Here is a 17156-nt window from a genome sequence, read left to right as displayed (position 1 = left end):
GATGGCTGGCATTTTTGCCAGTCAATCCGTATAACTATCCCCTGATTTTTTATCCTATAGACGAAGCTATCCATGATGAATGATTCTTTCTGCCGCATTATCGCAGGTGAAATTCAGGCTCGTGCTGAACAGGTAGAAGCTGCCGTTCGCCTGCTTGACGAAGGGAACACCGTGCCGTTTATCGCACGATATCGTAAGGAAATCACCGGCGGTCTGGACGATACGCAACTGCGTAATCTGGAAACCCGTCTGGGATATCTGCGTGAACTGGAAGACCGCCGTCAGGCAATCCTGAAATCTATCGGCGAGCAAGGCAAACTGACTGACGATCTGGCGAAAGCGATCAACGGCACGTTAAGTAAGACCGAACTCGAAGATCTCTATCTGCCGTATAAACCAAAGCGCCGCACCCGTGGGCAGATCGCCATTGAGGCTGGACTGGAGCCGCTGGCAGACCTGCTGTGGAACGAACCGTCTCACGACCCGGAAACGGAAGCCGCAAAATATCTCAACGCCGAAAACGGCGTGGCGGATACCAAAGCCGCCCTCGACGGCGCGCGCTACATTCTAATGGAGCGCTTCGCTGAAGATGCTGCTCTGCTGGCGAAAGTACGTGATTATCTGTGGAAAAACGCCCACCTGGTCGCCACCGTGGTAAGCGGTAAAGAAGAAGAAGGCGCTAAGTTCCGCGACTACTTCGATCACCACGAACCGATTTCTACCGTGCCATCCCACCGTGCGCTGGCCATGTTCCGTGGCCGTAACGAAGGCGTGTTGCAACTTTCACTAAATGCCGATCCACAATTCGATGAGCCACCAAAAGAGAGCCACGGCGAGCAGATTATCCGGGATCACCTGGGACTACGCCTGAACAACGCCCCAGCAGACAGCTGGCGTAAAGGCGTGGTTAGCTGGACCTGGCGCATCAAAGTGCTGATGCACCTCGAAACGGAGCTGATGGGTACCGTGCGCGAACGTGCGGAAGATGAAGCTATCAACGTCTTTGCCCGTAACCTGCATGACCTGCTGATGGCCGCTCCGGCCGGGCTGCGCGCCACCATGGGCCTCGATCCAGGTCTGCGTACCGGTGTAAAAGTGGCAGTGGTTGACGGTACCGGCAAGCTGGTCGCGACCGACACCATTTATCCGCATACCGGTCAGGCCGCCAAAGCCGCCGTTGCCGTTGCGACGCTGTGTGAAAAACACAACGTTGAACTGGTGGCGATTGGTAACGGTACGGCGTCGCGCGAAACCGAGCGTTTCTTCCTCGACGTGCAAAAGCAGTTCCCGCAAGTGACCGCGCAGAAAGTGATCGTCAGTGAAGCCGGCGCGTCGGTTTACTCTGCATCCGAACTGGCGGCGCTGGAGTTCCCGGACCTCGACGTATCTCTGCGTGGCGCGGTGTCTATCGCCCGTCGTCTGCAGGATCCGCTGGCTGAGCTGGTGAAAATCGATCCGAAATCTATCGGCGTGGGCCAGTATCAGCACGACGTAAGCCAGACTCAGTTGGCGCGTAAGCTGGATGCGGTGGTGGAAGACTGCGTGAACGCCGTCGGCGTCGATCTGAATACCGCCTCCGTACCGCTGCTGACCCGTGTTGCTGGTCTGACGCGCATGATGGCGCAGAATATCGTTGCCTGGCGTGATGAGAACGGTCAATTCCAGAACCGTCAGCAACTGTTAAAAGTCAGCCGCCTTGGACCTAAAGCCTTTGAACAGTGCGCGGGCTTCCTGCGTATCAACCACGGCGATAACCCGCTGGATGCCTCTACCGTCCACCCGGAAGCTTATCCGGTTGTGGAACGCATTCTGGCCGCCACCGAGCAATCGTTGCGTGATCTGATGGGTAACAGCAGCGAATTGCGCAATCTGAAACCCGCTGATTTTACCGACGAACGCTTCGGGGTGCCGACCGTCACCGACATCATCAAAGAGCTGGAAAAGCCGGGCCGCGATCCGCGTCCTGAATTTAAAACCGCACAGTTTGCTGATGGCGTCGAAACCATGAACGACTTACTGCCGGGAATGATTCTGGAAGGGGCAGTCACCAACGTCACCAACTTCGGAGCGTTTGTTGATATCGGCGTTCATCAGGATGGTCTGGTGCATATCTCTTCACTGTCGAATAAGTTCGTCGAAGATCCACACACCGTGGTGAAAGCGGGCGACATTGTGAAGGTGAAAGTGCTGGAAGTGGACCTGCAACGTAAGCGTATCGCGCTGACCATGCGTCTGGACGAGCAGCCGGGTGAAACCAATGCGCGCCGCGGCGGCGGGAATAACGATCGCGCTCAGGGCAATCGCCCGGCACCAAAAGCGGCGAAACCGCGTGGCCGTGACGCACAGCCTACAGGCAACAGTGCGATGATGGATGCGTTGGCGGCGGCGATGGGTAAAAAACGCTAAGTTTAAACCCTGTGCCGGATGGTGGTGTAAACGCCCTGTCCGGCCAGGTTATCGCAATTAATTTGCAGGCCGGATAAGACGCATGAGCGTCGCCATCCGGCATATTTAATCTATGCCCCGCTTTGCACCACAATATATTTATCACTTCATTAACAGATGAAACCTTAATTAAACATTAAGATCCCCAATAATTACTTCCGCGAATCACTCGTTTCCAACCAGAATAAATATTGAGGAATATCAAAATTGGCTCAAATTATTATCCAATTGTACATTCCGTCACATTTATTCTATTGATGATAGAAACCATTCTCATTATCATTGATTTGTTGATTATTTACTCTTCCCTTACGTTGGCTAATCATCTGGTCTCATGCCGCCCTGTCGCCCCATGAGGTAATCATCCAGTTAGCGAGATATAAGTAGGTCCCTATGCAATTCACTCCTGACAGTGCGTGGAAAATTACCGGTTTTGCCCGTGAAATCAGCCCGGCTTATCGTCAGAAACTGTTGTCACTTGGCATGCTACCCGGCTCATCCTTCAACGTGGTACGCGTCGCCCCGCTCGGCGATCCTATCCATATCGAAACGCGTCGTGTAAGTCTGGTATTGCGTAAGAAGGATTTGGCGTTATTAGAAGTGGAAGCGGTTTCCTGTTAATACAGTGAGTCTATAAAAATGAAAAAACTAACCATTGGTTTAATTGGTAATCCTAATTCCGGCAAGACAACTTTATTCAACCAGCTCACCGGCGCGCGCCAGCGTGTAGGCAACTGGGCTGGCGTTACCGTTGAGCGTAAAGAAGGCCATTTCGCCACGACGGACCACCAGGTCACGCTGGTCGATTTACCCGGCACTTATTCTCTGACGACAATCTCATCCCAAACCTCTCTCGATGAGCAGATTGCCTGCCACTATATTTTAAGCGGCGACGCGGATCTGTTGATCAACGTGGTCGATGCTTCAAACCTTGAACGCAACCTCTACCTGACGTTGCAACTGCTTGAGCTGGGTATTCCCTGTATCGTTGCACTGAACATGCTGGATATTGCTGAGAAACAGCAAATCCGTATCGATATCGACGCCCTCTCCGCTCGTCTTGGCTGTCCGGTGGTTCCACTGGTTTCCACTCGTGCGCGCGGCATTGAAGCACTGAAGCTGGCGATCGATCGCTACAAAGAAAACGACACCGTCGAGCTGGTCCATTATGCCCAGCCGCTGCTGCAAGAAGCTGATTCCCTCGCCGACGCAATGGCCAAAGATATGCCGCTCAAACAGCGCCGCTGGCTAGGCCTGCAGATGCTCGAAGGCGATATCTACAGCCGTGCTTACGCCGGTGATGCAGCACAAAACCTTGATGCCGCTGTTGCTCGCCTGAGTGAGACAATGGACGACCCGGCGCTACATATTGCCGATGCACGTTACCAGTGCATTGCCGCTATCTGCGATACCGTCAGTAATACCCTGACGGCAGAGCCGAGCCGTTTCACCACAGCGGTAGATAAAATTATCCTCAACCGCTTCCTCGGTCTGCCGATTTTCCTGTTCGTGATGTACCTGATGTTCCTGCTTGCCATCAACATTGGCGGCGCGCTGCAGCCGTTGTTTGATGTTGGCTCCGTGGCGCTCTTTATCCATGGTATTCAGTGGATTGGCTATACGCTGCATTTCCCGGACTGGCTGACTATCTTCCTGGCCCAGGGCCTTGGCGGCGGGATTAACACCGTGCTGCCGCTGGTACCGCAAATCGGCATGATGTATCTGTTCCTCTCTTTCCTTGAAGACTCCGGCTACATGGCGCGCGCCGCATTTGTGATGGACCGTCTAATGCAGGCGCTGGGACTGCCGGGCAAATCATTTGTCCCGCTGATCGTCGGCTTTGGTTGTAACGTACCGTCAGTGATGGGCGCACGTACGCTGGACGCCCCGCGTGAGCGTCTGATGACCATCATGATGGCGCCGTTTATGTCCTGTGGCGCACGTCTGGCGATTTTCGCCGTCTTTGCCGCCGCGTTCTTTGGTCAGAACGGCGCGCTGGCGGTCTTCTCGCTGTACGTGCTGGGTATCGTTATGGCGGTGTTGACCGGCCTGATGCTCAAACACACCATCATGCGTGGCGAAGCAACGCCGTTCGTGATGGAGCTGCCGGTATATCACGTACCGCACATTAAGAGTCTGATCATTCAAACCTGGCAACGTCTGAAAGGCTTCGTTCTGCGTGCAGGTAAAGTCATCATCATCGTCAGCATTTTCCTCAGCGCGTTTAACAGCTTCTCACTGAGCGGAAAAATCGTCGACAACATCAACGACTCTGCTCTGGCTTCCGTTAGCCGCGTCATTACCCCAGTCTTTAAGCCGATTGGTGTTCACGAAGATAACTGGCAGGCAACCGTAGGTCTGTTCACCGGCGCGATGGCGAAAGAAGTGGTTGTCGGTACGCTGAACACGCTCTATACCGCAGAAAACATTCAGGAAGAAGAGTTCAACCCGGCAGATTTCCACCTCGGTGACGAGCTGCTCGGCGCGGTAGATGAAACCTGGCAAAGCCTGAAAGACACTTTCAGCCTGAGCGTGCTGGCTAACCCTATCGAAGCCAGCAAGGGCGACGGTGAAATGGCTACCGGTGCAATGGGCGTGATGGGCGAGAAATTTGGCAGGGCCGCCGCCGCGTACAGCTATCTGATCTTTGTTCTGCTGTATGTACCGTGCATTTCAGTGATGGGCGCTATCGCACGTGAATCCAGCCGTGGCTGGATGAGCTTCTCGATTCTGTGGGGCCTGAATATCGCCTACTCTCTGTCGACGCTGTTTTATCAGACGGTCAGCTACAAAGAGCACCCGACCTACAGCCTGGTGTGCATTTTAGCGGTCATCCTGTTTAACATCGTGTTGCTGGGCCTGCTGCGTCGCGCTCGTAGCCGCGTGGACCTCGCACTGCTGGCAACCAACAGAACGGCGAGTTCCTGCTGTTCCAGCACGACTGGCGATTGCCACTAAGGTTATCGACAATGGCATCGCTTATTCAGGTTCGTGATTTACTGGCTTTGCGGGGGCGCATGGAGGCGACACAAATTAGCCACACGCTGCATACCCCGCAGCCCATGATTGACGCCATGCTGAATCAGTTAGAAAAGATGGGCAAAGCGGTGCGGATTCAGGAAGATGCCGACGGGTGTCTTTCCGGAAGCTGCAAAAGTTGCCCAGAAGGTAAAGCCTGCCTGCGCGAGTGGTGGGCTTTACGCTAATCAGATGCTCTTTGCCGGATGGCGCTACGCTTATCCGGCCTACAAATGATGCAAACGTCCAGGCCGGATAACGCGTTTACGCTGATATCCGGCTTTTTTGCGAAATGGATTCCACGCAGATTTCATTATTTCAGCAAAAAAGATCTATCCTCCAGCCAGCCACGCATCGTTATTAATTCGTGGATGATTACTGGTAACCTGGGAAGTAGAGTCTCGTCATCTTTTTTCTCAGGTGACGGATCGCCATGAATACTGACACGACTGCTACGCCGCATGACGCGATTTTCAAAACGTTCTTAAACCACCCGGCGACCGCACGCGACTTTCTTCAGCTTCATCTTCCAGCCTCTTTGCAAAAACTTTGCGATCTTAAAACGCTGCAACTGGAATCGGGTAGCTTTATTGAGGACGATTTGCGCGCGTACTACTCTGATGTGCTGTGGTCGTTAAAAACTCGCGAAGGTGATGGCTATATTTATACCATCATTGAGCATCAGAGCACCACGGATAGCCATATGGCATTTCGACTGATGCGTTACGCCATTGCGGTAATGCATCGTCATTTGGCGGCAGGCCACAAGAAACTCCCGCTGGTGATACCCATGCTTTTTTATCATGGCTCAGCAAGCCCATACCCCTATTCACTTTGTTGGCTGGACGAGTTTGATGACCCGGAGTCCGCCAGACAACTTTATAGCACCGCGTTTCCACTGATCGATATCACTGTTGTGCCCGATGACGAGATTATGCAGCATCGCCGGATGGCGCTGTTGGAGCTCATCCAAAAGCATATTCGTAAACGCGATTTGATGGGGCTGGTAGAAAAACTGGCCATCCTGCTTGTTAAAGGACACGCTAATGACAACCAGTTGAAAGCCTTGTTTAATTATTTAATGCAGGCCGGTAACACCACACATTTTGGCGAGTTTCTTCATGAAGTCGCCGAACGTTTACCCCAACATAAGGACAAGTTGATGACTATCGCCGAAAGATTACGACAGGAAGGGCACCTTAATGGTCTTCAGGAAGGCCATAGGAAAGGGTTGCAAGAAGGGTTACAAACGGGTCTGCAACAAGGCAAACGAGAGGAAGCATTACGTATTGCATCAACTATGCAGGCTGATGGTATAGACCCACTAACCATCTTCAGAATTACTGGCCTGACCGCTGAGGATCTGGCTACGCGCAGCCATTAATCTCAGGCCCGGCGAGCATGGCACCACCGGGCAACACATCAAATTTATAGTTTCTGTTTTAACGCCACAAGCGCTGCACAAAATTCGGCGGGATGCGAGATAAACGGCGCATGCGCCGCTTTGGCAAACACCAAAGACTCGCTCTGCGGCCACAGTGCATCCAGCATCGGGACGACTTTGCGCGGCACCAGCCCGTCAAGATAGCCATACAACCGCAGGAAAGGCATTGCCACCGCGCACAGCGGTTCTCGCAGATCGACCGTTTTCAGGATCTCAAGTCCACCATTGAGCACCTCGACGTCCGGCATGGGTAAAGCCAGTACCGTTTTCTTCAGCGCTCGCGCATCCTGACGCGCAGTTTCTGTGCCCATCGTTTGCAATGCCAGAAAACGCTCCACCGTACGCTGGAAATCTTCGCTCAGCTGCTGCTGGAAACCTGCCAGCACCTCTGGCTTGATTCCCGGCCACTCATCCCGCGCGCTAAAGCAAGGGGAAGACGCGACGGTCACCAGCGCCTGAACACGCTCAGGATGCGTTAACGCTACCTGACTCGCGACCAGCCCACCCAGACTCCAGCCGAGCCAAATAGCTTTCTCCGGTGCCTGTTTCAATACCCGCTCAGCCATCTCTTCCAGCGACATTGCACCGAAACCCTGGCTACGACCAAATCCCGGTAAGTCGACAAGATGCAGCGTAAAATGCGAGCTCAGTTCCTCGCTTATGCAATGCCACACTTGCGCATTCAGTCCCCATCCGTGCAGCAGCACAAGATGGCAATTTCCCGAACCCTGGGTCTGCCACCAGATGTCATTCATCAGTTATTGTTCTCTTTTAGCCTGAAAGGATGCATCTATGCTAACAGTACCGGGATTGTGCTGGCTATGCCGAATGCCCCTGACGTTAGGGCATTGGGGGATCTGCTCAGTCTGTACGCGGGCAACGCGTCAACACGCCAGCCTGTGCCCTCAATGTGGACTCCCTGCCGCTCATACCGTCATTCCCTGTGGGCGCTGCCTGCAAAAACCGCCGCCGTGGCAGAGACTGGTTACCGTCAGCGACTATGTTCCGCCGTTGAGCGGGCTTATCCACCAGCTCAAGTTTTCACGACGCAGCGAAACAGCCTCAGCTCTTTCACGTTTGTTATTGCTGGAGGTACTACAGGCCCAGCGCGCCAGCGGCCTTCTTCTACCGGACAGGCTGGTCAGCGTCCCGCTCTGGCAACGCCGACACTGGCGCAGAGGGTTTAATCAGAGCGATTTACTGTGCCGTCCGCTGGCACGCTGGCTGGGTTGCGACTGGGACAGCCGGACCATCTCGCGGGTTCGGGCAACCGCCACACAGCACCATCTCAGCGCCCGATTACGTAAACAAAACCTGAAAAATGCCTTTCGCCTTGAATTGCCGGTGCAGGGACTCCATATGGTTATTGTGGATGATGTCGTCACTACCGGAAGTACCGTCGCGGAAATCGCGCAGCTGCTTTTACGCAACGGCGCGGCGACTGTCCAGGTATGGTGCCTGTGTCGAACCTTGTAGAGCCTCGATGATGGGCGTATTATAACCAAGTAAAATAGTCAACTATTAGGCCATTACTATGATCCATATTTCCGATGCTGCACAAGCGCATTTTGCCAAACTGCTGGCAAATCAGGAAGAAGGGACACAAATCCGCGTATTTGTGATTAATCCCGGCACGCCTAACGCTGAATGCGGCGTTTCTTATTGTCCGCCGGACGCCGTGGAAGCAACCGACACCGCCATTAAATTTGACCTGCTGACCGCATATGTTGATGAACTGAGCGCACCGTATCTGGAAGATGCAGAAATCGATTTCGTTACCGACCAGTTAGGCTCCCAGCTGACCCTGAAAGCACCAAACGCCAAAATGCGTAAAGTTGCCGATGATGCGCCGCTGATGGAACGCGTGGAGTACATGCTGCAATCGCAGATCAACCCACAGCTGGCTGGCCACGGTGGTCGTGTCTCTCTGATGGAAATCACCGATGAAGGCTACGCCATTCTGCAGTTTGGCGGCGGCTGTAACGGCTGTTCAATGGTAGATGTAACGCTGAAAGAAGGTATCGAGAAGCAGCTGCTGGCTGAATTCCCTGAACTGAAAGGCGTTCGCGATTTAACCGAACACCAGCGCGGCGAGCACTCTTACTACTAACGCCTGAACCTGTAGAGTATCCGTAGGCCCGATAAGACGCCCCCGCGTCGCTATCGGGCATTAATGCCGGGTGGTAGCGTAATCGCTGACTCCGGCTTACGTCCCAACATTTTTTCGCATTTATCCTGCAACAATCCCCTGCATAATTTGACCAGCCTCTCATATTTTAAATTTTGCCTGTCCAGGTGATTTTCAAGCGCAGCATGTTACCCGTATCATTCGTATCAGCACCTAACACACACATAATAGCCAGTTAAACTGATTAGTTTTGAAGGCAACCAGCATTGGTGCTGAGAATACTCTGTTCCCGGTCGGGACAATCGGAATTTGTCATCTAAACACTGACGTTACCCATAACAAAGTAAAGGCCAGGTAAATCATGCCATTAGTCATCGTTGCTATCGGTGTAATCTTGTTACTCCTCCTGATGATCCGTTTCAAAATGAACGGCTTCATCGCTCTCGTCCTGGTGGCGCTTGCTGTCGGATTGATGCAAGGGATGCCACTGGATAAAGTCATCGGTTCGATTAAAGCCGGCGTCGGCGGAACCCTTGGCAGCCTCGCCCTGATTATGGGTTTTGGCGCCATGCTGGGCAAAATGCTGGCGGACTGCGGCGGCGCACAGCGCATCGCAACCACGCTGATTGCTAAATTCGGCAAAAAACACATTCAGTGGGCGGTGGTATTAACCGGCTTCACCGTCGGTTTTGCCCTGTTCTACGAAGTTGGCTTCGTGCTGATGCTGCCGCTGGTATTCACCATTGCTGCCGCTGCTAACATCCCGCTGCTGTACGTTGGTGTGCCGATGGCGGCTGCGCTGTCCGTTACTCACGGCTTCCTGCCACCGCACCCGGGTCCAACCGCTATTGCCACCATTTTCCACGCAGATATGGGTAAAACTCTGCTGTTTGGTACGATTCTGGCAATCCCGACCGTTATTCTCGCCGGTCCGGTATACGCGCGTTTCCTGAAAGGCATCGATAAGCCAATCCCGGAAGGTCTGTACAGCGCAAAAACCTTCACTGAAGAAGAGATGCCAGGCTTTGGCGTCAGCGTCTGGACCTCTCTGGTCCCGGTTATCCTGATGGCAATGCGCGCCGTGGCGGAGATGATTCTGCCGAAAGGCCATGCTTTCCTGACGGTTGCAGAATTCCTCGGTGACCCGGTCATGGCAACGTTGATTGCGGTGCTGATTGCGATGTTCACTTTTGGTCTGAACCGCGGACGTTCGATGGATCAGATTAACGACACGCTGGTGTCCTCAATCAAAATCATCGCGATGATGCTGTTGATCATCGGTGGTGGCGGTGCCTTTAAACAGGTTCTGGTTGATAGCGGCGTGGACAAATACATCGCCTCAATGATGCACGGCTCTAACGTTTCTCCGCTGCTGATGGCATGGTCTATCGCTGCAGTACTGCGTATCGCACTGGGTTCCGCAACCGTTGCAGCGATTACTGCAGGTGGGATTGTGGCACCGCTGATTGCAACGACCGGCGTAAGCCCTGAGCTGATGGTTATTGCGGTTGGCTCCGGTTCCGTCATCTTCTCCCACGTGAACGATCCTGGCTTCTGGCTGTTCAAGGAGTACTTCAACCTGACCATCGGTGAAACCATCAAGTCATGGTCAATGCTGGAAACCATTATCTCCGTCTGCGGTCTGGTAGGGTGTCTGCTGCTGGGTATGGTGGTCTGATAAAACTGTGCCTGATGGCGCTACGCTTATCAGGCCTACGTGCTACGAGCCATCACCATAAAAAAGCCGGGGAAATCCCCGGCTTTCTTACTTCTTCTTCGCGGCCGCTTTTCGCCGCTTATCCAAATCCTTAATCAGCTTATTCACGCCCTCATCGGCAAACATCTGCTCCAGCGTGGCGGTGAGCTTACGCCGCCAGTTTTTGTACTGGTCGCTGGTCCCCGGAATGTTGACCGGCTCAGCCATATCCAGCCAGTCTTCCGGTTGCAGGCCCAGCAACGCACTGTTGCTGTCAGCGATATAGCGTTGCATGCCGCGATTCAGAATCGGCGTCATCGACATCAGGGAAGCCTTGTGACCGGCACGTTTTGGCAGGCAGCCGTATTTGTGCAGCGCGTCCAGCAGCCCCTGTTTCGCCAGTTCCCGGTCCTGATACAACCCGCGCAGCACGACTTCATCCGGATACAGGCCCAGTACTTTACCCAGCGTCAGATCGCCGCTATCCCAATAACCTTTAAGCGTAGGAAGGTCATGCGTCGCCGCGACTGCCATTGATTGTTCCGGGTACGCTTTCGGCGCACGGAAGTTTTTCTCATGGTCATTCTCAAAATAAAGCACTTTGTAGGAGTAGACGCCGCTGTCACGCAGCTTGCTGACGATCTCCACCGGCACGGTACCCAGATCTTCACCAATCACCATGCAGTGGTGACGTTTACTTTCCAGCGCCAAAATTGACAGCAGATCGTCGACCGGATAATGCACGTAGGCACCGTGATCGGCAGTTTCACCGTAAGGGATCCACCACAGACGCAGCATCGACATGACATGGTCGATACGCAACGCGCCGCAGTTCTGCATATTGGCGCGCAGCAGTTCGATAAACGGTTCGTAAGCACGTGCCGCGATGATGTGCGGATCCATCGGCGGCAGCCCCCAGTTTTGCCCAAGCGGACCGAGAATATCCGGCGGTGCGCCAACTGAAGCTTTGAGGCAATACAACTCGCGGTCACACCAGGTTTCCGCCCCGCCTTCGGCCACGCCAACGGCCAGGTCGCGATACAGCCCTATCGGCATTGCAAAGCCCTGGCTGGTTTTCCAGCAGTCAGCAAACTGGGTATACGCCAGCCACTGTAACCACAGGTAGAAATCTACGTCATCACGATGTTCTTCGCAGAAGCGTTTTACCTCTGGCGAGTCCACTGACTGGAAAGCTTCTGGCCACACCGGCCAGCCCCAGCGCAATGCGTCCTCTTTCACCTGATGCGCATGCAGCGCATCAAAGGCCGCCTGCCAGTAGAGGCTATCCCCTTCCTGAGCCACAAACTGGCGAAATGCCGCCATCTGCTCATCATCACGCGCAGAGAAGCTTTTCCACGCCATACGTAGCGCCGTCATCTTCAGTGCGGTAACAGCAGAATAATCAACCCACTCTGCATCGCGCGCGCGTTGCAGAGCTTGCTGAGTCGCGGGTTTCTGCCACCACGCCTGCGCCTCTTTACTCAGACGGAAATCATCTACGGCGTTCACATCAATATAAATAATGTTCAGCCAGCGGCGTGACGACGGGCTGTACGGGCTGGCGCTCTCCGGATTCGCCGGATACAGCGCGTGAATCGGATTAAGCCCGATAAACGCGCCGCCGCGTTGCGCCACATCCACCAGCATGGTGCGGAGATCGCCGAAGTCGCCAATCCCCCAGTTCTTTTCCGATCGCAGGGTGTAGAGCTGAACACATGCCCCCCACAGCTTCTGCCCGGCTAACAACGCCTGCGGTTCATAGCAGCGCTTTGGTGCCACGATGATACGACAATGGGAACGCAGCTCGCCCTGGGTCAGGGTCAACGTGTGATACCCCTCCGGCAGCTTCGCCGGAAGGTTAAAAGATTTACCGCCGACGGCATGCCCTTTGTGCTGCACGCCCTCTTCGGTGGTCAGCAGCCAGTTAAACTCTCCGCTTCCCTCAACCGCCAGCGACATTTTCTTGCCAGCGGTATAGACCATGACATTCGGCACCGGGGTTACCGCCACCTGAGTGGCAGCGGTGGTGCGATGCATGGCGTCAAGCAAACGCCGTTTGGTTTCGGCGCCAATAGACTGCGGTTTACCGTGGGCATTAATGTAATTGGGGCTGATCCCCGCCGCCAGCGCGGCATTATCCAGACGTTTGCTTTCCATCGCGATTCCTTAACGTTTCGCCTGCCAGATACGAGCCTGATAATCGCGGATGGAGCGATCCGAGCTGAACATGCCGCAACGCGCGGTATTCAGAATCGCCGCCCGGGTCCAGGCGTCCTGGTCACGATACAACACGTCAACCTGCTTCTGAGCTTCAACGTAGGCCGCGAAGTCCGCCATCACCAGATACGGGTCGCCACCCTGCTTGCCGATACTGTGCAGCATCTGGTCAAAGGCATGCTTGTCGCCATCGCTGTATTTCCCGCTTTCCAGCTCTTTCAGGACAGCATCCAGCACTTTGTCTTTTTTACGCCATTTCACCGGGTCGTAGCCTTTGGCTTTGAGCGCCTTCACCTCTTCCACGGTATGACCAAAGATAAAGATATTCTCGTCACCCACCTTCTCGGCGATTTCGACGTTTGCTCCATCCAGCGTACCTACGGTTAACGCACCGTTCAGCGCCAGCTTCATGTTACCGGTGCCGGAAGCCTCTTTCCCTGCGGTTGAAATCTGTTCAGAGATATCCGCCGCCGGAATCAGCATTTCCGCCGCCGAGACACAATAATCCGGCAGGAAGACGACCTTCAGCTTGTCGCCGACTTTCGGGTCGTTATTGATGGTTTGTGCAACCTGGTTGATGGCGAAGATGATATTTTTCGCCAGGTAGTAACCCGGAGCAGCTTTTGCGCCAAACAGGAATACGCGCGGCACGCGATCTGCCTGCGGGTTCTCACGGATTTCTTTGTACAACGCCAGAATATGCAGCAGATTCAGGTGCTGGCGCTTGTACTCATGCAGACGTTTAATCTGAATATCAAAGATAGCGTTAGTCGTTATTTCAATACCGGTACGCGCTTTAATAAACTTCACCAGGCGCTCTTTGTTCGCCAGTTTGATGTCACGATACTGCTGGCGGAACTTCGCGTCGTCGGCGTATTTTTCCAGATTGATCAGCTGATCGAGATCGTTAGCCCACTCTTTTTTCAGCGATTTATCCAGCAGTGCGGCAAGCGCCGGGTTGCATTGCTTAATCCAGCGACGCGGAGTAATCCCGTTGGTGACGTTATGGAATTTGTTCGGCCAGAGCTGGTGATATTCCGGGAACAGATCTTTCACTACCAGATCGGAGTGCAGCGCCGCCACACCGTTGACCGCAAAACCGCTGACCACGCACATGTTGGCCATACGCACCTGTTTACTGTGCACCACTGCCAGCTTCGCCCAGACTTCAGCATCACCCGGCCAGGTTTTATCAACCAACGTCTTAAAGCGGTCGTTAATCTCTTTGATGATTTGCATGTGGCGCGGCAGGAGTGCTTTCACCAGTTTCTCATCCCAGCACTCTAACGCTTCCGGCATCAGGGTGTGGTTGGTGTAAGCGAAGGTCTTGCTGGTAATCGCCCACGCATCGTCCCAGCTCATCTGGTGCTCATCAATCAGCACGCGCAGCAGTTCAGGGATCGCGATAGTCGGGTGAGTATCGTTAAGTTGAATGACTTCGTAATCAGCCAGTTCGTGCAGCTTACGCCCTGCCAGATGATGGCGGCGCAGAATGTCGGCTACGGAGCAGGCGCACTGGAAGTACTGCTGCATCAGGCGCAGCTTTTTACCCGCGGTGTGGTTATCGTTCGGGTACAGCACTTTCGTCAGTTTTTCAGCGTCGATGCCCTGCTGCTCTGCGCGCAGGAAATCGCCGTCATTAAATTTGGTCAGGTTAAACGGGTGCACATGGCTGGCCTGCCACAGACGCAGCGGTTGCGCTACGCCGTTACGGTAGCCGAGAACCGGCAGATCCCATGCCTGGCCGGTGATGGTAAACCCTGGCTCCCAGTGCCCTTCTTTGGTGACCTTGCCGCCAATCCCAACCTGCACATCCAGCGCCTCGTTGTGACGGAACCACGGGTAGCTGCCGCGATGCCAGTCATCCGGGGCTTCCATCTGTTGGCCATCGGCAAAGGACTGACGGAATAGACCATACTGGTAGTTGAGGCCGTAGCCCGTCGCCGACTGGCCGACTGTCGCCATTGAATCAAGGAAGCAGGCCGCCAGGCGCCCCAGTCCACCGTTACCCAACGCCGGATCGATCTCTTCTTCCAGCAGGTCTGTCAGGCTGACGTCATGCGCTTTCAGCTCATCGCTCACCACCTGATACCAGCCGAGGTTGAGTAAATTGTTGCCGGTCAGGCGACCAATCAAAAACTCCATCGAGATGTAGTTAACGTGACGCTGATTTTTTGCCGGTTTCGCCGCAGGCTGAGCGCTGAGTAACTCAGCCAACGCCCCACTCACTGCCTGCCACCACTGGCGCGACGTCATTTCTTGAGCCGACAGTAAACCGAAGCGCTGCCACTGACGCGTCAGGGCAGCCTGAAATTGATCTTTGTTGAAAGTAGGCTGTGACATAGGGGTTCCAGATCCTTAGGTAATAAAACAACGTTATCGCTAGTTTGCCTGGCTCGTTGTTGACATTCCTCATCCTGGCACGGATTAGGGAGGGAGGAGGAGCGGGGATGAGCATAAAAGTGTGATCGCCGCCACTTTATTATTACCAACTACGCCAATAAATCGACTGACTTCGCAGTGCACTGTACCTGAGACGCCTCGCCTGATTTGACAAGAATCAGCATAATACCTTGTAAGACGAGATGACAAATTAATAATTATAACTTTTACAACAATTACTACAGCCGCTATTTTTAAAATAACAAGACGGTTGAAATCAAAATAATTCAAGAGCACACTAAGATAAATCTTCGACATAAAAATAAATCAAACAAATACTATCCAAGGATATATATGGCAAACTTATCTTGGATTACTCTGAAAGGTGAATTACAGGGTAATATTTCCGAAAACTGCGGCTCCAGGTACTCTATAGGAAATAAATCTCAGACAAACCATCTCAACCAAATTATGATTTATGGACTTGAGCATGAAACAACGCGTCAGCAGAACGTTAATCACCACGAACTCCAGATTATTAAACCGGTTGATCGTTCGTCCCCTTTGCTGAACAAAGCGATCAACGATAACGAAACGCTGGAGTGCGAAATATTCCTCTATCGAACAACACCTACAGGAATGCAAGAAGTCTATTATAAAATTAAATTATTCAAAGCTCATATATCAAACATTAAATTAATAGCTCCTCACAATATCATTGAAAACGGTAACGAAGCACAAGAACGCGTTTCTTTTATTTATGAATCGATTAGTTGGGAACACTGCATGGCAAGTACCAGCGCTTATAGCTTATGGAGTGAACGTACTTTCTGACGCCAGACATCCCTTAATAAGGAAAAATCATGCGCAAACGCAACAACGCATTAAATGGCAACTCACTCAGGTTGCAGGACGAACGACCGCAGGCAAGTGATTTTAATAGCTGGCATACCATGAACCCTGTACAGCGCGATATGGCCCTTATGGATGGCTCATTTATTACGCAAAGTCATCACATCCTTCTGCTCACTCTCGAAGAAGCACAGCAGGTGACGGACGATTTAATCGGTGGAGTGGATAAATTTTTTTCCTACCGCGCAGCACCCGGCAATTTCAAAGATGGCCTGGATGGCTTCCGCAGTCTCTCTAAGCTTACTACCTATTACAATTCCGCACAGGAGTTGGTCTTTAATTTCAGTGCAATCCGCATTAAAGCCATTGAATACAAAGTCGGCGGTAAAACCTACATCAAAATTACCGGGTATCCCGCCCTGCGCCGGATTCTTAACGGAACCCGCTACGGAGCAAGCCATCCACAGATGCTGGAAATGGCATTGGGTAAACGTGGGCTTTATAACAATATCCGAAATGGTGTCAAATACTGCATCTACTTCTCACTTGCCTGGCGGGCAATTGAACTGATTTTTAAGTCTGATTATGATCTGGTGGATTTTTTGGTAGATATCTCAATGGATGCTGCAAAAGCGGTGGTATCGGGGGTAGTGATTGGGGTGCTGGTTACTGGAGTATTAGCAATATTTAGTGTTCCAATAGTAGTGACAACTGGCATTATTGTCATATTGGGACTTTCTCTAAATATAGTATTAAATAAAATAGATGACGCAAATGGACTATCTAATGAATTAAAGAAAAACCTACGCGACCATATAAAACGAAACAGCAAGTCTTATAATTACTATTCCGACACCCCGTACTTTTATTCCTTTTAGATGATTAAATTTATGAGAAAAATACATCTACGACTTATAGCACTATGTCTTTTAATATGTTTCATTAGCATATTTATTTTCTTGATACATGGAATT

13 protein-coding genes are annotated in these 17156 nt (G+C 52.7%); 10 read left to right on the top strand and 3 right to left on the bottom strand.

Features of this window, described 5'->3' with window-relative positions:
- The first annotated feature begins 72 nt into the window (after nucleotides 1-72).
- The 5 genes from IB222_RS01585 (at nucleotide 73) to IB222_RS01565 (ending at nucleotide 6847) form a co-directional block, all read left to right on the top strand.
- Nucleotides 73-2406: a Tex family protein gene (locus tag IB222_RS01585; protein WP_148361389.1), complete on the top strand. Its 2334-nt coding sequence runs from the start codon at nucleotides 73-75 to the stop codon at nucleotides 2404-2406.
- 432 nt (nucleotides 2407-2838) lie between these two features.
- Nucleotides 2839-3066, top strand: a complete 228-nt coding sequence (feoA, locus tag IB222_RS01580; RefSeq protein WP_003023519.1) for a ferrous iron transporter A — start codon at nucleotides 2839-2841, stop codon at nucleotides 3064-3066.
- 18 nt (nucleotides 3067-3084) lie between these two features.
- Nucleotides 3085-5403: a Fe(2+) transporter permease subunit FeoB gene (gene feoB, locus IB222_RS01575; RefSeq protein ID WP_149384414.1), complete on the top strand. Its 2319-nt coding sequence runs from the start codon at nucleotides 3085-3087 to the stop codon at nucleotides 5401-5403.
- A gap of 11 nt (nucleotides 5404-5414) precedes the next feature.
- Nucleotides 5415-5651: a [Fe-S]-dependent transcriptional repressor FeoC gene (gene feoC, locus IB222_RS01570; RefSeq protein ID WP_003023516.1), complete on the top strand. Its 237-nt coding sequence runs from the start codon at nucleotides 5415-5417 to the stop codon at nucleotides 5649-5651.
- Nucleotides 5652-5896: 245 nt separating this feature from the next.
- The gene (locus IB222_RS01565; RefSeq protein ID WP_148361388.1) at nucleotides 5897-6847 is read left to right on the top strand and encodes an Rpn family recombination-promoting nuclease/putative transposase; all 951 of its coding nucleotides are present in this window, start codon (nucleotides 5897-5899) and stop codon (nucleotides 6845-6847) included.
- 44 nt (nucleotides 6848-6891) lie between these two features.
- Here IB222_RS01565 and bioH read toward each other — a convergent pair whose 3' ends face one another.
- Nucleotides 6892-7662 carry a pimeloyl-ACP methyl ester esterase BioH gene (bioH, locus tag IB222_RS01560; RefSeq protein WP_126956377.1) on the bottom strand — a complete coding sequence of 257 codons (771 nt, stop codon included), beginning with the start codon at nucleotides 7660-7662 and terminating at the stop codon, nucleotides 6892-6894.
- 37 nt (nucleotides 7663-7699) lie between these two features.
- Here bioH and gntX point away from each other — a divergent pair, with 37 nt between their 5' ends.
- From gntX to gntT, 3 genes are all read left to right on the top strand, one after another.
- Entirely contained in the window at nucleotides 7700-8383 is a 684-nt protein-coding gene (gene gntX, locus IB222_RS01555; RefSeq protein WP_148361387.1) for a DNA utilization protein GntX, read from the top strand.
- A gap of 58 nt (nucleotides 8384-8441) precedes the next feature.
- On the top strand, nucleotides 8442-9017 hold the full coding sequence (gene nfuA / locus IB222_RS01550) for a Fe-S biogenesis protein NfuA (RefSeq protein WP_003023509.1): 576 nt from the start codon (nucleotides 8442-8444) through the stop codon (nucleotides 9015-9017).
- A 379-nt stretch (nucleotides 9018-9396) separates the two neighbouring features.
- Entirely contained in the window at nucleotides 9397-10713 is a 1317-nt protein-coding gene (gene gntT, locus IB222_RS01545; protein ID WP_003023507.1) for a gluconate transporter, read from the top strand.
- Nucleotides 10714-10800: 87 nt separating this feature from the next.
- Here gntT and malQ read toward each other — a convergent pair whose 3' ends face one another.
- Complete coding sequence (malQ, locus tag IB222_RS01540; RefSeq protein ID WP_148361386.1) at nucleotides 10801-12888, bottom strand: 4-alpha-glucanotransferase; 2088 nt, start codon at nucleotides 12886-12888, stop codon at nucleotides 10801-10803.
- 9 nt (nucleotides 12889-12897) lie between these two features.
- A complete protein-coding gene (gene malP, locus IB222_RS01535) occupies nucleotides 12898-15291 on the bottom strand; it encodes a maltodextrin phosphorylase (protein WP_148361385.1) in 2394 nt (797 codons plus the stop codon).
- A 393-nt stretch (nucleotides 15292-15684) separates the two neighbouring features.
- Here malP and IB222_RS01530 point away from each other — a divergent pair, with 393 nt between their 5' ends.
- Nucleotides 15685-16164: an Hcp family type VI secretion system effector gene (locus IB222_RS01530; protein ID WP_148361384.1), complete on the top strand. Its 480-nt coding sequence runs from the start codon at nucleotides 15685-15687 to the stop codon at nucleotides 16162-16164.
- Nucleotides 16165-16193: 29 nt separating this feature from the next.
- On the top strand, nucleotides 16194-17060 hold the full coding sequence (locus tag IB222_RS01525; RefSeq protein ID WP_149384413.1) for a hypothetical protein: 867 nt from the start codon (nucleotides 16194-16196) through the stop codon (nucleotides 17058-17060).
- Nucleotides 17061-17156 lie beyond the last annotated feature (96 nt).

Source organism: Citrobacter sp. C13 (assembly GCF_014596815.2).
Taxonomy (GTDB): domain Bacteria; phylum Pseudomonadota; class Gammaproteobacteria; order Enterobacterales; family Enterobacteriaceae; genus Citrobacter; species Citrobacter portucalensis.
This window is presented reverse-complemented; position numbering and strand designations above follow the sequence as displayed.